Annotated in this window: 14 protein-coding genes; 7 read left to right on the plus strand and 7 right to left on the minus strand. The window is 42.4% G+C overall.

The features are described 5' to 3' along the window. Nucleotide 1: 1 nt before the first annotated feature. Complete coding sequence (locus F0364_RS08325; protein ID WP_153797313.1) at nucleotides 2–709, minus strand: PspA/IM30 family protein; 708 nt, start codon at nucleotides 707–709, stop codon at nucleotides 2–4. Next, nucleotides 706–1,110, minus strand: coding sequence for a type III secretion system chaperone family protein (locus tag F0364_RS08330; RefSeq protein WP_153797314.1), 405 nt, complete (start codon nucleotides 1,108–1,110; stop codon nucleotides 706–708). Before F0364_RS08330 ends, F0364_RS08325 begins: the two co-directional genes overlap by 4 nt. A 517-nt stretch (nucleotides 1,111–1,627) precedes the next feature. Between F0364_RS08330 and F0364_RS08335 the strand changes: the two genes are divergently transcribed. Then, entirely contained in the window at nucleotides 1,628–2,404 is a 777-nt protein-coding gene (locus F0364_RS08335) for a helix-turn-helix domain-containing protein (RefSeq protein WP_207632572.1), read from the plus strand. A 50-nt stretch (nucleotides 2,405–2,454) separates the two neighbouring features. On the opposite strand, the gene F0364_RS08340 is transcribed toward F0364_RS08335, so the two are convergent. The 4 genes from F0364_RS08340 to F0364_RS08355 form a co-directional block, all read right to left on the minus strand. Next, a complete protein-coding gene (locus F0364_RS08340) occupies nucleotides 2,455–2,862 on the minus strand; it encodes a hypothetical protein (protein WP_153797315.1) in 408 nt (135 codons plus the stop codon). Between the two features lie 1,089 nt (nucleotides 2,863–3,951). Next, nucleotides 3,952–5,205: a methionine adenosyltransferase gene (gene metK, locus F0364_RS08345; protein WP_153797316.1), complete on the minus strand. Its 1,254-nt coding sequence runs from the start codon at nucleotides 5,203–5,205 to the stop codon at nucleotides 3,952–3,954. A gap of 54 nt (nucleotides 5,206–5,259) precedes the next feature. Continuing rightward, entirely contained in the window at nucleotides 5,260–6,699 is a 1,440-nt protein-coding gene (locus F0364_RS08350) for a DUF4270 family protein (protein ID WP_153797317.1), read from the minus strand. 22 nt (nucleotides 6,700–6,721) lie between these two features. Further along, on the minus strand, nucleotides 6,722–7,540 hold the full coding sequence (locus F0364_RS08355) for a glycogen/starch synthase (protein ID WP_153797318.1): 819 nt from the start codon (nucleotides 7,538–7,540) through the stop codon (nucleotides 6,722–6,724). A 108-nt stretch (nucleotides 7,541–7,648) separates the two neighbouring features. Here F0364_RS08355 and panC point away from each other — a divergent pair, with 108 nt between their 5' ends. The 4 genes from panC (at nucleotide 7,649) to rfaE2 (ending at nucleotide 10,610) form a co-directional block, all read left to right on the plus strand. Further along, nucleotides 7,649–8,497 carry a pantoate--beta-alanine ligase gene (gene panC / locus F0364_RS08360; protein ID WP_153797319.1) on the plus strand — a complete coding sequence of 283 codons (849 nt, stop codon included), beginning with the start codon at nucleotides 7,649–7,651 and terminating at the stop codon, nucleotides 8,495–8,497. Between the two features lie 246 nt (nucleotides 8,498–8,743). Further along, complete coding sequence (gene panD, locus F0364_RS08365; protein WP_153797320.1) at nucleotides 8,744–9,088, plus strand: aspartate 1-decarboxylase; 345 nt, start codon at nucleotides 8,744–8,746, stop codon at nucleotides 9,086–9,088. Between the two features lie 54 nt (nucleotides 9,089–9,142). Further along, complete coding sequence (locus F0364_RS08370; RefSeq protein WP_153797321.1) at nucleotides 9,143–10,138, plus strand: lysylphosphatidylglycerol synthase transmembrane domain-containing protein; 996 nt, start codon at nucleotides 9,143–9,145, stop codon at nucleotides 10,136–10,138. Next, nucleotides 10,110–10,610 (plus strand): D-glycero-beta-D-manno-heptose 1-phosphate adenylyltransferase, encoded by a 501-nt coding sequence (gene rfaE2, locus F0364_RS08375; RefSeq protein WP_153797322.1) that lies wholly within the window; start codon nucleotides 10,110–10,112, stop codon nucleotides 10,608–10,610. The genes F0364_RS08370 and rfaE2 overlap by 29 nt, the downstream gene beginning before the upstream one ends. 367 nt (nucleotides 10,611–10,977) lie before the next feature. On the opposite strand, the gene F0364_RS08380 is transcribed toward rfaE2, so the two are convergent. Further along, the gene (locus F0364_RS08380; RefSeq protein WP_153797323.1) at nucleotides 10,978–12,378 is read right to left on the minus strand and encodes a Gfo/Idh/MocA family protein; all 1,401 of its coding nucleotides are present in this window, start codon (nucleotides 12,376–12,378) and stop codon (nucleotides 10,978–10,980) included. Between the two features lie 324 nt (nucleotides 12,379–12,702). Here F0364_RS08380 and F0364_RS08385 point away from each other — a divergent pair, with 324 nt between their 5' ends. Both F0364_RS08385 and F0364_RS08390 read left to right on the plus strand, forming a co-directional pair. After that, complete coding sequence (locus F0364_RS08385) at nucleotides 12,703–13,350, plus strand: hypothetical protein (RefSeq protein ID WP_153797324.1); 648 nt, start codon at nucleotides 12,703–12,705, stop codon at nucleotides 13,348–13,350. 28 nt (nucleotides 13,351–13,378) lie between these two features. Continuing rightward, a complete protein-coding gene (locus tag F0364_RS08390; RefSeq protein WP_153797325.1) occupies nucleotides 13,379–13,834 on the plus strand; it encodes a hypothetical protein in 456 nt (151 codons plus the stop codon). Nucleotides 13,835–14,158 lie beyond the last annotated feature (324 nt).

A 14,158-nucleotide genomic window follows, 5' to 3' on the forward strand; every position in this document is an offset into this window, starting at 1 on the left:
TTTAAGCGGGGTTAATGCCCAATTGTTCTTTTAGCAAAGCCAGTTCGTTTTCAGCCTTAGACTCGTTCAGGTTAATGGCTTTGTCAATTTCAGCGTCAACCGAACGGGAGGCGTTGGCAATTTCTCCGTAAGCATCTGCCAGGGCCTCTTCCTGTATTACTTTTTCTTTCATTCTTTCCAGCAGGGAAACCGTGCCATGACTATCAATTTCTGCCATTTGGCGGTTAAGGTTTTTGGTGGCATCGGCTACCTTAACCCTTGCCTTAAGCGTTTTCAACTCATTTTCCCACTTGCTGATGTTTTGCCGGATGGTTTTTACATTCACTTCCATCTGCAACACATTCAGGTCGAATTTTTCTTTTTCACCTGCTGCACGCTTTGACTGGCCGGCAGCCTCTTCCTTCTTAACCAGGGATTCTTTGGCCAGTCTTTCCGCTTCAGCAGCGGGCAACTCGCCAGCCTGGCCTTTTTTAAGCAGCAGAATGGCCTTCTGGCTGTAATCAGCAGCCTTGCTATTGTATTCTTCTACTTCATTTTTTGCACGAATGCTCATGGCTTTTACCTGGGCCAGTGCTTCCAGGCTTTTCTCCAGGTCCTGCCTCATATCCCTGATGGCCTGTTCACTCATTTTGATGGGATCTTCCATCTTGTCCAGCGAGGCATGCACTTCTGCTTCCCCTATTTTCAGCAATCTTTTTAAGAAATTCATACTGTATGTTTTTTAGAGAAGTTAATAATCTGCCCCGCGTATTCGCTAAGCAGCAGGCTAAGTGAGTTGAGGGTTGCTTCAAACTCGTTGATATCAAGGTTTTCAATCTGCAGCGTATCCCTGAAAATTACCCTGGCACCCGTTTCGTCCAGCACAAAAGAGCCATGAATAATATCCCTGTTCTTTTGCAGTAAAGCTTTGTAAACACCATTGGGCGAGCCGCTTATTTCGAAAATGTACTGCTCAAAAATGAGGATGGGCGGGGCAACGCATAGAATAAGATTCACTATGCCTTCTTCTACATTATTTACTACCAGTATGCCTTGCTGCCTGTTCTCATGCCTAATTTCCATTTGAAGCTGCAGCAGGTAACTTTTTACAAGGTTAAAGTAATCTTTCATATCCGGCATTGTTTATACATTGTTTATGGGTAGTGCAATTGGCTGATTCATTACAGCCTGCTAAGTACTATTGTACTGCGGCACGTAAGCGCCAGGGATAGAAGCGGATACCCCGCTGAAGGCCATGTGCCATGGCTTTGTGGCGGAGTAGCAGCGGATAGCCCGGTGCCTTCGGCAGGCGCCCTATCTTTTATCTCCTCTTGTTTCTTTGCTAAGCATAATCACGGCAGGACCTGTTTTCATGGGAGCTGTGATTAAATATAGCTTTGCGATGCGTTGCAAAAACGGGCATTGGTTTGCGGTTAAAACCGGCAAGTTCTTTCAGTAACCTGTACAATTTTTCGAGCATGTTTTTTTAGTGTTTAGGGTTGGCTGCAATATATCATTCCTCAATTAATCAATTGCCTTTTAGTAATAATTTAATTGCCGTTAATTCAATTATTATTAGCTTTATTGTTTAATTAGCTAATTTAACGAGCATAAAAATAGTAAATCCTGTTTAATATGCAAATTTTATTTGCAAAAAGTTAAAGAAATGTTCGGTAAAAATATAAAAAAGCTCCGCAATGTAAAAGGTTTAAGCCAACAGGCTTTTGCTGAATTGTTTGGATTACAGCGGGCTACACTTGGCGCATACGAAGAGGGCCGCAGTAACCCTAAAATTGAAACCATAATTACCATTGCCCACTATTTTAATATAAGCATTGACGAACTGCTTACCAGCGAACTTACTGTAAACCGTTTGCTGCACTTTAATGACCACATTACTGTTAACAGCGAAGGTTTGCGGCTGAAAGAATTTGCACAAATACCCTGTATTACAGAAGCCTTGCAAACAGATTACCTGCACCAATACAGCAATAAAACTTTTACAGAAAGGCTTCCGCATATTCAACTGCCGTTAGACAGTACGGATGGCGTGATTGCCTTTACCGTAACCGGGCTTGAACTGACGAGCCAGGGCAAAGGATTTTTTCCGAAAGATATTGTTTTTGGCCGGCTGGTGCCGCCCGTTGAATACGCCTTGCTAAAACCAACGGCAGTGGCACTGGTGCAAACAGAGGAAAAATTTATTTTAAGAAGGGTATCGGTATCCCCGGCCAATGACATAATACGCCTTGCAGCGGATTATGACGCATTAGAAAGTATTGAATTGCCTGTTGCACACATAGTACAGTTATGGGAAATATGCCATGTTTTTCACTATCGAATTGCCCCTAAGGAGGACCTGCTGGAAGAAAGGCTTGCCATGCTGGAGAAAAAAATACTTTCGCTAAATAACCAAGGCGGCTAATAAGCCGCCTTGTCAATAAGGTAGGGATAGAATAAACTGCGCAGTTTGGCTTATGCCAGCACCTCTTTTGTAAGGTGTATTTTCGTCATTTGCAGATAATGATTTTGTAACTGGTGCACATAATGTACATCCGGGTGGTGCCTGCGGTCTTCGCGGTACCACAGCTCCACACTGGAAAAATCATCTTTTTTGTCAATGGAAATTCTGAAAGAGCCCTTCTTGTACTTAACGCTGCCGTCAGGAAATTCTTCCCGGGTAAAATTAAGCGCCTGCAGGCTTTCATCGCTAAGCGGTATGGGGTAAAGATGTTCAGGCTCAAACCAGAACTCCTGTACATCTGTTTCTACACACACCTGTTTTTCGTCGCCATTAAGGCGGGTAACTTCACCCTCCCATTTTTGGCCTTCGTATTCGCCGATAACATAATCGCCGATTTTGATTTCATTAAATTTAATCATAGTGCAACCGTTTTTTTATTTACTGAATTTAAAAAAATTAGCTGCGCCAAACAAAAAATAACCGCTAAGTTTTTGTTACCGGGCTTTGCCCGGCTAATTTTTTTTGGATACCGGCTTTGGGGGTTTCATGGCATCGCCTGTTGTGTCACTCACTTCAACGTTAGGGAATTCTGCTGAGCAAATCGAAGAAATCAACCATACTGCCTCCTTTTTACTACTACCGCAAAACTTAAACTACATTTTCCTGCAACAAAAAAGTAACAGGAAACATGTAGAAAACAGGGTATGAAGCAGTTTGGGCATCATGTTTGTTTTACGCTAAAACCCAATAGTACAAAGGATTACAGTAAATTATTCTTGTTTTGGGATAAGTAAAACCGGTAAAAATTTGTAATTGCTGTGCAACCGAATGTGTTACTTTTACACCAGAGAGTTACGAAAAACTTCATACGGCAAGCAATCAAGAGAGAGGGAGAGATAAGCAATCATTAAAGGCCAAAATTGAAGAAAGCTTTCTAAACAAGATTTCTATAACTTTTTCATATGGCAAGCAATCGTTAGAGGTCGTCTGTTTCTACAGAAGGCCCTTTTTTTCGCTAAAAGGGTAAACGAAAATAAGCGTTTATACAATAAACCCAAAAAATTTCCTTAACTTTTTCTTACAAATTTCTAAAAAATCAACCATCCCAAAGATGTTGGGCATCATATTGTTTTTTTTCTTGAACCCAGTAATAACAAGCCTTTCAGAGACTTTTAAATGGTTGAAAATAATTAAATGACATAATTTTTGATTTTATCCCGGCTATTTAGTGTGTTACTTTTACATAAGAAAGCAAAAACGAAGAAAATTGAGGATTTGATAAGAAGTTTTTGCTCCAAATAAGATATTTCGAACTTTTTCATATGGCAAGCAATCGTTAGAGGTCGTCTGTTTCTACAGAAGACCCTTTTTTTTGCCCATAACTTCCGCCTGTATATTTTAGCCGCCCCTGCTACAACATTTACAACATTGTTCCTACCCGGCTTAGAAACGTATGTAAAAAACAAAAGCCACCAAAAATGGTGGCCTTTATATAAAAAGTTGATTTTTTATTTAATTCCGAAAGCCTTTTTTACTTTGGACACATAATCCAGTTTTTCCCAGGTAAACAGTTCCACTTTTTTCTTAATCACTTTTCCTTCAGGGGATTTGTATTCTTTGGTAACCACTTCAGGTTTACGGCCCATGTGGCCATAAGCTGCGGTTTCGCTGTAAATAGGGTTGCGCAGTTTTAAGCGCTGCTCAATAAAATAAGGGCGCATGTCAAAAATGCCTTCCACTATCTTAGCTATTTCACCGTCTGTAAGGCTAACTTTCGCGGTATTGTAGGTGTTTATATAGATACCCATGGGCTGGGCAACACCAATTGCGTAAGAAACCTGTACCAGCGCCTCGCTGCAAACACCGGCGGCAACCAGGTTTTTAGCTATATGGCGGGTGGCATAGGCTGCGCTACGGTCAACCTTGCTGGGATCTTTTCCGCTGAAAGCGCCACCACCATGCGCACCTTTACCGCCGTAAGTATCAACGATAATCTTGCGGCCGGTTAAACCAGTATCGCCATGGGGACCGCCAATTACAAACTTTCCTGTAGGGTTAATGTGGTATTTAATATCGCTGTTAAACAGCTTGGCGTATTTTTTATACTTGCTCTTTACCCTGGGAATCAGGATATCAACAATATCTTTTTTAATTTTTGCCAGCATTTTTTCTTCTGTATCAAAATCATCATGCTGGGTAGAAACCACTATCGCATCAATGCGTACCGGAACATTATTATCATCGTATTCCAGTGTAACCTGGCTTTTCGCATCAGGGCGCAGGTATTTAACCTGTTTGTTTTCTCTTCTTAAAGCAGCAAGTTCCTGCAGTATTTTATGTGCCAGGTCTAAAGCCAGCGGCATATAATCTTCAGTTTCATTGGTAGCGTAACCAAACATCATACCCTGGTCGCCAGCACCCTGCTCTTCCTTTTTCTTTTTATCAACGCCCTGGTTAATGTCTGATGATTGTTCGTGGATGGCCGATAATATACCACAGCTATTGGCTTCAAACATGTATTCGCTCTTGGTATAGCCAATTTTCCGTATAACGCCACGTGCTATTTCCTGAACATCCAAGTATGCTTTACTCTTTACTTCACCGGCTAAAACTACCTGGCCGGTTGTAACGAGTGTTTCACAGGCCACTTTACTTTCAGGATCAAAAGCAAGGAAGTTGTCAATAAGTGCGTCAGAAATTTGGTCAGCCACTTTATCCGGGTGTCCTTCAGACACACTTTCAGATGTAAATAGGTAAGGCATAATTGTTTTTTTACGGGTGCAAATATAGGGTTTGCAAAATTATTTAATTAATTATCAGAGCAGCGAATATACAATATGTAGCCGCATTCTGTAAGAAGAATTATTACCACCACCCAGCCGTGTACGGCCAATGGCCACTGTATTAAAGGCCCCGTTAGCCAGCGGAACTTGTGTTTTATTCGTTTTGGTAGGATATATGTACTCGCTGTAAGGCGCATACAATATTAGACTGTAAGTAGGATCTTTTTGTGTTACAACCCCCTGTACATAACGGGTAATATCAAAATTGTAAAGATACCCGGTAGTAGCGCCACCGCTATTTATTTTAGGACGTGCCGTTACCCCAAACTGGCTAAGATTGGCAGCGCCGCTGGAAAAATCAACCGTGCCGGGAATTATAAACCTTCCTGTTGAATCGGTAAGATAATCCGGGTTATCCGCAGCCAGCATCAAAGCCGGTGGCACAAAGCTTTTGTCTACATTAGGATTAGTTTCGTAAGGCACTTGTTCCATAACCAACTCCGCACGGTGTATAACCGCGTTTGCAAGCCCCGCTAAACCAGGTATTTTAACTTTTGCAGAAACACCGGGAGAAGTTTGCAGGTACAGCAGCGAATCCTCCACATTTGCGGATGCAAGCACATTTTTTATTTCAGCAGATCTTTCACGGTGTATGTAATTGGCAGAGCCACTGTTGCTGCTTGTTCTAAAATAGCTTACTGCCTGTACCATACTATCGGCAACGGTTGTGCTCTTGTGCCTGTAATAAATAGCCAACTTGGTGTTATCGTCAAAAGGCCCAACCCTTATAAGCGCATTACCCGGGGCGTGATCTGCCGTTATTTGAAAACCGGCAAAGTTTTTTCTGAAGGCAGAATCGTTAAGGTATTGATTGGCTGAGGTATAGCTTTTCAGCCTGTCGCCAAATGTATTGCTCAGTTTTATGCGGATCATATTGATACCGGAATCCTGGAAAACTTTGATAGAATCCTTCAGCCTGCGTACATCTATAAGTGTTGGCCCGGTAGTAAGCTCGCCTGCTGTAAGAAAGTTACGGCTGGTTAAGTAAGAAGAGTCCTTTTTTAAGGTATCGGTTAAAGATATTTCGTGTACGCGGAGTGCGACAGGCAGCAGGGAGTCTCCCCAGGCGCCTTTGTAGCTTAATACCAATACTACAGAATCTATGGTAAGGCTATCTTTTGAAACAGGAAAACTAAACGGGTAAGAGCCAGGCTTTATTTCCAGGTTTATTTTGGCTTCTGTTTCACCAAACACAGGGTCATTGGCGTAGCCCACTACGTAATCGTCTCCCTTTATAATACGGGGAATAGAATCAAGAAAATTTTTAGCGCTTACAAGTAAGCTTGTATCCTTTGTAGTAATGCCATCAACCGGTGGAATAAGGCCTGTGCCTATGGAAGTTGTGGTAATTTTTGTACAGGCCGTAAATACGAATATCAACAGCGTTAACGCAATAAGGGAATTCTGTTTCACTCAATACTAATTCGTGGTTAAACTACTTCATCGCAAGCTCGTGATACAAATCTAAATACTCTGTTAAATCACTTTCCCAGCCTGCAAAGGGAACAACCTTGCGGCCCTTTACTTTTGAGAATTCTTCTGTAAGCTTTTTATCCACTTTTTCAGCGCCAAAAGTGATAATATCGGCATTGGCAGCACCACCTCTAAATAGAGCGGTATTGTTGGCTTCTTTGTAGGGCTCAAGGTCTTTTTCTTTAATGTTGGCGTGGATGCTTGCCTTTTCCGCAAAGTCAGCCCCAAGCTTTTCTTTAAAAGTGTTTTGCCCTATGGTGAAGATAACTTTACTGTGAGAGAATACAGGTTCTTTTTTATATGCCGTTTTCAGGTACATGGGTATAAGGCCTGTCATCCAGCCGCTACAGTGAATAATGTCTGGTGGCCACCCGAATTTTTTTACTGTTTCCAGGGCGCCTTTGCAAAAGAATATAGTACGCAAACCATTGTCATCAAACCATTCTTCATTCTCATCGGTAAACACATGTTTGCGCCTGAAAAAATCTTCATTGTCTAAAAAGTACACCTGCAGGCGGGCATTAGGTAAAGACGCCACCTTAATTTGCAAAGGGTAATCGTCATTATCAACAGAAACATTGATACCGGAAAGCCTTACTACCTCATGCAGGCGGTGCCTTCTTTCGTTTATCACGCCAAAACGCGGCATAATACATCTAACTTCCAGCCCCGTATCATTACTTTTTATTGCCAGCCTGTTCACAATCTCCGCAAATTCTGTTAGTTCCAGGTAGGGAGACATTTCCGTAGCAATGAATAAAATTCTTTTCTTTGTTGACATTCTTATGCAGAATTTTAGCTTATAACCAAAAAAATAGTGGGCAAAGTTACAGAAAACGGTTGTAAAATCAATTGTTTTCCAGTTTACCGCGTCTGTTTAACAACTTGTATGATTGTTTTTAAGACCTGCCAACAACTTCTCAATTACCTGGAAAAGGCAAAGGCTGCCGGCCGTAAAACCGGTTTCGTGCCTACTATGGGGGCCTTGCATGCCGGGCACACTTCTCTTATAAGACTTAGCAAAGCCCAGGCAGATATAACCATCTGCAGCATTTTTGTTAACCCAACCCAGTTTAACGATCCCCGGGATTACGAAAAATATCCTGTAACTATCGAAAAAGACATTTTACTGTTGGAAACAGAGGGTACAGATATACTGTTTTTACCTTCCGTTCAGGAAATGTACCCCAGCGGGCTGCAAAATGGCGAACACTATAACCTGGGGCATTTAGAAAATATACTGGAAGGCACATACCGCCCCGGCCATTTCCAGGGGGTGTGCCGTATTATGGACAGGTTGCTTTCCATCGTACAGCCGCATTTGCTTTTTTTAGGACAAAAAGATTACCAGCAATGCATGGTAATTAAGAAACTTGCCCAACTGAAAAATTTCTCCACACAAATTGTTATAGCCCCTACCCTGCGTGAAAAATCCGGGTTGGCCATGAGTAGCCGGAATATGCGGCTTAGCGATGAAGCGAAAGAAAAAGCTACCGCTATATATGAAGCGCTTAAATATATAAAGGAGAATATTGGTTTAATGCCAGTTGCCACCCTTGAACAGCAGGCTAAAAACAAGATTATGCAGGCCGGCTTTGAAAAGGTTGATTATATAACCATTTGCCACGCAAACAATTTGCAGCCTGTAGAAGAATGGCAACCACATGCTGAAATGGTTGCGGTATGCGCCGCTTTTATTGATGGAGTAAGGCTGATTGATAATTTACTGCTGCAATAAAACTGATTCCGACCGTTATGGTTTGCCGCATGGCAAACCATAGGAAGATTTTATAGGGGGTGCCCCTCGTACCTCGGGTCGGGCTTTCCGCTATTACTCCGCCACAAAGCCGCCGCACAAAGCCTTCAGCGGGGTAACCGCTGCAATCCCTCACCCGAAAGTGTAACCTGTTATGTATTTTGCAAGCCGGTTTACTGCTTACATTAACAGTATCATTTAATAACCAACTACTAACTTTGCGCCGCTATGCAAATAGAAATATTAAAATCAAAAATTCACAGGGCGGTTTTAACAGAAGCCAACCTGAATTATGTAGGCAGTCTTACGCTTGACGAAGACCTGATGGACGCGGCCAACTTTATTGAGAACGAGAAAATTCAGGTGGTGAATGTAAACAATGGCGAACGCCTGGAAACTTATATCATCAAAGGTAAAAGGGGCAGTGGCACCGTTTGTCTAAACGGGCCGGCAGCACGCAAAGGCGCTGTGGGCGACGTGGTAATTATTATTTCCTACGCCACTATGGATTTTGAAGAAGCCAAAACCTTTAAGCCGGTAATCGTATTTCCCAGGGAAGGAAATAAACTTTAATTCATGTATTGATTGCATGTTCTTACCTAAATTGCTTTCAATACCTGCGCGTAGATGAAAAAAATTCTCACTACCATTCTTAAATACGTAATTGGGTTTGGCATCGGCGGCTTCCTGCTGTGGTGGTCTTTAAAGGGGCTGTCTGCCCAGGACCGTGCAGATATTCAGGCAGCCTTGCAACGTGCAAGGTTCTGGCTTATCATCCCGGTTTTTGCCATACTTCTTTTAAGCCACTATATAAGGGCTTTGCGTTGGAAGCAAATACTTGTTCCAATGGGGTATAATCCCCCAATACTGCACCTTTTATACAGCATCCTCATAGGGTATATTGGCAACCAGCTAATACCACGGGCCGGGGAAATACTCCGGTGTTCTGTTATTGCGCGGAAAGATAAAGTGCCCATGGAAAAACTGGTGGGCACAATAATAGCGGAAAGGGTTACAGACTTATTAAGCCTGGCTGCCTTATGTGTTTTCATCTTCTTTGCAGAATACAATAAAATTCAGGAATACATAGATGAAATTGCCCAAAAATCCGGTAACAAGTGGTTTGCGGCAGTAGTGGTTTTGTTGGCGGTTATTATTCTTTTTTTTCTTGTAAAGACCTTTCGAAAAACAAAATGGGGCGCCGCTATCTCCAAAATTCTCAGCGGCATGTGGGAGGGCCTTGTAAGCATAAAAAAAGTAAAGAATAAGCTGCTGTTTTTTGTTTACACCATACTTATCTGGTGCTGCTATATCATGTCAACCTGGATTGGATGCTTTGCTTTGTCTGAAACATCATCCCTAAGCATAACAACTGCCACTACCCTGCTGATTTTTGGAACTTTTGGAATTATAATTGCCCCGGGAGGGCTGGGGGCTTACCCTTGGGCCATTCAAAAAACATTGATTTTTTATAACGTAAATGAAATTATAGGATTGGCATTAGGCTGGATTTTATGGGTAGCGCAGTTTATATTTACAATTATTTTTGGCACCCTGGCCTATATAGCACTGACCTTATCAAAGAAGAATCAAAATGAAGAACGCCGCACACATACCTCATAAAATATTCGCACTTCCACAATTGCTGCACGTTTTAACAGGCTGGCGGCTTACCGGCAAAAAGGTTGCCTTTACCAACGGCTGCTTCGATATCTTACATGAAGGGCATATATTTTCCTTATCACAGGCAGCCAATGAAGCGGATATACTCATTGTAGGGCTCAATTCAGACGACAGCACCAAACGCCTTAAAGGCCCCACACGCCCGTTGAATAACCAACACAGCAGGGCTTTAATCTTAGCTTCTTTACTTATTGTTGATGCCGTGGTAATATTTGAAGAAGACACCCCTCTAAACCTTATTACCACCATTAAACCGGATGTTATAGTTAAAGGCGGAGATTATACCGTAGAACAAATTGCCGGCGCCAAAGAAGTAATGGAATATGGGGGCAGGGTGGTTATCAATCCCATTCTCGATGGTTATTCTACCACAGGCCTCATTGAAAAGATTAAAGCTTCAAAACAGCTTTAAAAGTAACATTCAAAAAACGCAACATCAGGTAAGGCTGTACATTCTCATTTGCCTGCTGCACAAAGCCTGGCAGGATAAAGAAGCAGCGTGCAGCACTTTGGGTGAGGGATTGAAGCGGATACCCGGTGAGGGCTATATGTGTGGGCTTCTGTGCCGGAGTACGAGCACAAGCGAAGAAAAGCAACTGAATGTTGCTTTAACGAAGGTTGCGAACAAAGTTCTGCCCGGCCCCTTGCGATAGCTTGGGAGGCGCCCAATAATATAAATACGAAATTAGATGTACGAAGTACTTAAATATCTGATGGCAGATATACAACGCAGTTACCCGACGTACTTCGTACTTCACAGCTCAAACTGTTATGCTTTCTCACACCAGCTTCATAGCAACGGGATCCCACTGGATGATTTTCTTTTGAAAATAACTTTCGTTACAGGCCAGCGCCGGAGCTGCTGCCCTAAAGCCGAAAGTGGCATCTTCAATAACCGGTTTGTTGGTACGTACCGCGTCGAAGAAATTGGTGAAGTGGTCCAGGTGGTCGCTGTAACCCTGTGGCGCTTTAAATACAATATCCTCTTTAACCGGTCTTTTCTTTTGCGCCTCCGTCCACTTCGCATCATATTCCTGCTGCATTTCACTCTGCAGGCCTTTGGAGAAAGTGAATACAGAATCATAACCGCCAAAGCCGGGTGCCTGGGGCATAATGCTGTGTTTGACTATAATGTCGTTGCCTTTCACATCAATGGTTCCTTCAGAGCCTACAAACCTTGTAAGGTCGCTACCGCCCGTGCCGCTGATAAAGTTAACCTGCAATGTTAGCTGAAAAGCCGGGTGCTCCGGCGTATCGCCATATTGCATAACACCGGCCATTACGTCCGGCATGTTGCGGCCATCTTTCCAGTAGCTAAACTGCCCGCTGCTGTAAATGGTTTCAGGGCCTTTGGAGTTGGTGATAAAATGCGTACCACTTAGCAGGTGTATGTACAGGTCTCCCGCCACGCCGGTGCCCACTTCTTTAAACGCCCGCCACCAGAAAAACTTTTTGGGGTCGTAAGGCATTTTTTCGGTCACCTTAATAAATGTATCCCAGTCGGTAGTGGCAGCATTGGCATCTTTAGGTATGGTGTACTCCCATGCACCTATGGAGCTTTGCCTGTCGTTTACCGCGTTTACCATGTTTAGTTTACCAATCTCCCCTGCTGCCAGCAGTTCCTTTGCTTTTGCCAGGCCAATGCTGCTTACACGCTGGCTGCCCACCTGCAATACTTTGCCGGCTTTCTGTTGGGCAGTAATTACTTCAGGGCCTTCGCCAATGCTGTACACCATAGGTTTCTCGCAATACACGGCTTTGCCTTTGGCCAACGCATCCTGTGTTATGCGGGCATGCCAGCAATCGGTGGTTGCAATAATAACGGCGTCAATATCTTTTTTCTCCAGTAACTCCCTGTAGTCTCTTGTAACAAACATGCTGCTGCCAAACATCTCCTTCGCATTTTCAATCCTGCCGGTGTATAGGTCGCAAATGCCGGCCAATTCAACGCCGGGCACCTTAAGGGCAGTCTGCAAGTCAAGATGGCCTTGTATGCCAAAGCCAATAACACCCAGCCGTATTTTGTCGGTAGAGGCTATGTTCCTTTCATAAAACAGGGTACGTTCTTCGGCCTTTTCTTTTGCGGCCAGGTTGTTAAGCGGGTAAGTAGCCGCCAGCAAACCCGTAGCGCCTATTTGTTGCAGAAACCTTCTGCGAGAAGCTTTGTTTGATTGTAACATGTGCTGTGTTTTAACGTAAGTGAGCAATCTTGGTTAGTCTTCAAAAATAAGGCATTGAGCGTTTTTAACCAATGGCATTAAAATTAGGCTAACGCCTCATCTTTTCAGAGAATATTATGGGCCCGGCGGCAGGAAGTTTATTAGGCTTTACTTGCGTCGCACTCTTGTGCGGTTGGATTCGCTATGGGGCTTTTTAGCCCGGGTAGAAGGATCGTTACAGTGCTTTACATTTATTTCCGGGCAATAATTGTTATTTTTAAAATGTTTGTCATCACAAACCTTAATAGCTAAGTTGTTGGCAGATGCAACGCAAGAAAAAAGAGTATGGGAATATTTGACTTTTTAAAAAAGAAGCGTTCTTCCGAATCACTGGTTAACATAAACCAGTCAATGGCTTATCCCATTCCAATAGATGCAGATACCCCGGCGATGGAAGTGCAGGATAAAGTCTTTGTAACCGACAAAAAATTCTTTGGCATTTTGGGAATTGCTGAAGAATTTCTCTCAAACCTTACTCTTGTTGAAACAACAGGACACGGATGGACAGAAAAATACCTGGATAAAAGGTCTGGCCAGTATTGGCTTAAATATATGGTAGATAGAGAAAGGGGCCTGTATTATAACCTGATGCTGCTTTCGCCCAGGCCTACTACCGATGAAATGATCAATATTGCTTTTTCATCTCCATATCCAGACGAAATTCATGGCGTTATGAACAGGTTATTATTAGAAGAGGAAGATAAAAATATCCAGTACAGAGAAAAGGTGATAGACCGGCTTAAAACTGTTGACATAACAACTCTTGATGCGAACGAAAAAGAAAAAATCAGGATTATCATTAAAGCCGGAAGATTAACAGATACACGAAATAAGAAAGAAGTTTTAGGAAAGCACTATACCGAAATAGAAGAAGACGTAGAACTATTTAAAAAGTTAGGCCAATACGCTGAACACCTGTTGCAAAAACTTTAGAAAGCTTACTAATAAATAATGTTTGTTTATGGGATTATTCGGTCTTTTTAAGAAGCCTGTAAAAATTCAGGATGATTTTTTCGGGGAACTCCGCTTTATGGATTTCAACGATGCTTCAAAGAATTACTTTGAAGGAAGAGGATATTTTGCTCCTACCAACAATGAAACAGAATACCTGATTCATGCAAACAATGAAGGCCCTACAGAAATCCAAAGAAATTTCTATCGTGACTTGCAGGCAAACTTTAAACAATATGTTGAAAAAATAAAGCCGTTGATTGAAGACGAATTCCGCAACTGGAAAGAAGATTTTCTAATCACTGATTTCTATCACGAGTTTCGGCTTGTATGTGTTGTTATTCCGAGACTGGAAAACAAACCGCTGATATGGGAAATGGCTTTTGACACAATTCATGATTTAAATCACCAGGTTACCATCGAATTTACAGGTGACCAGCCAACTGGTATTTTAATTGACGGTTGAGAAAACCGGGGATAACCAGTGTTTCAAAAAACGCATAGCAGAAGAAACCAGCATAACTAAAATTTGCTGCCAGTTAGAACAAATATGATAGTTAAGTGTAAAAATTGCTTCCCAAAAGAAGGAATTGAAGTTCCTGTATTCTCTCAAACTGACAAGCTCCGACTGTCGGAAATGAAACTAGAATCTGCCATCAGGACAGTTAAATGCCTGATGGCAGATTACAAAGTAAACCACCAGGATGCTAAATTTATTGTTACCCATATTAATGTTAGTTATGGAAAATGCAATCGCTGTGATTTTGATAAGCTCGACCGGGAATATTTG

Origin of the sequence: Foetidibacter luteolus, from assembly GCF_009650435.1 — a bacterium.
GTDB lineage: Bacteria > Bacteroidota > Bacteroidia > Chitinophagales > Chitinophagaceae > Foetidibacter > Foetidibacter luteolus.

What these genes read in the sequence shown, in the direction of transcription:
- F0364_RS08380 (WP_153797323.1), bottom strand. Translation starts at nt 12,378, where the DNA reads ATGTTACAATCAAACAAAGCTTCTCGCAGAAGGTTTCTGCAACAAATA.
- F0364_RS08325 (WP_153797313.1), bottom strand. Translation starts at nt 709, where the DNA reads ATGAATTTCTTAAAAAGATTGCTGAAAATAGGGGAAGCAGAAGTGCAT.
- metK (WP_153797316.1), bottom strand. Translation starts at nt 5,205, where the DNA reads ATGCCTTACCTATTTACATCTGAAAGTGTGTCTGAAGGACACCCGGAT.
- F0364_RS08330 (WP_153797314.1), bottom strand. Translation starts at nt 1,110, where the DNA reads ATGAAAGATTACTTTAACCTTGTAAAAAGTTACCTGCTGCAGCTTCAA.
- F0364_RS08370 (WP_153797321.1), top strand. Translation starts at nt 9,143, where the DNA reads ATGAAAAAAATTCTCACTACCATTCTTAAATACGTAATTGGGTTTGGC.
- panD (WP_153797320.1), top strand. Translation starts at nt 8,744, where the DNA reads ATGCAAATAGAAATATTAAAATCAAAAATTCACAGGGCGGTTTTAACA.
- panC (WP_153797319.1), top strand. Translation starts at nt 7,649, where the DNA reads ATGATTGTTTTTAAGACCTGCCAACAACTTCTCAATTACCTGGAAAAG.
- F0364_RS08390 (WP_153797325.1), top strand. Translation starts at nt 13,379, where the DNA reads ATGGGATTATTCGGTCTTTTTAAGAAGCCTGTAAAAATTCAGGATGAT.
- F0364_RS08385 (WP_153797324.1), top strand. Translation starts at nt 12,703, where the DNA reads ATGGGAATATTTGACTTTTTAAAAAAGAAGCGTTCTTCCGAATCACTG.
- rfaE2 (WP_153797322.1), top strand. Translation starts at nt 10,110, where the DNA reads ATGAAGAACGCCGCACACATACCTCATAAAATATTCGCACTTCCACAA.
- F0364_RS08340 (WP_153797315.1), bottom strand. Translation starts at nt 2,862, where the DNA reads ATGATTAAATTTAATGAAATCAAAATCGGCGATTATGTTATCGGCGAA.
- F0364_RS08355 (WP_153797318.1), bottom strand. Translation starts at nt 7,540, where the DNA reads ATGTCAACAAAGAAAAGAATTTTATTCATTGCTACGGAAATGTCTCCC.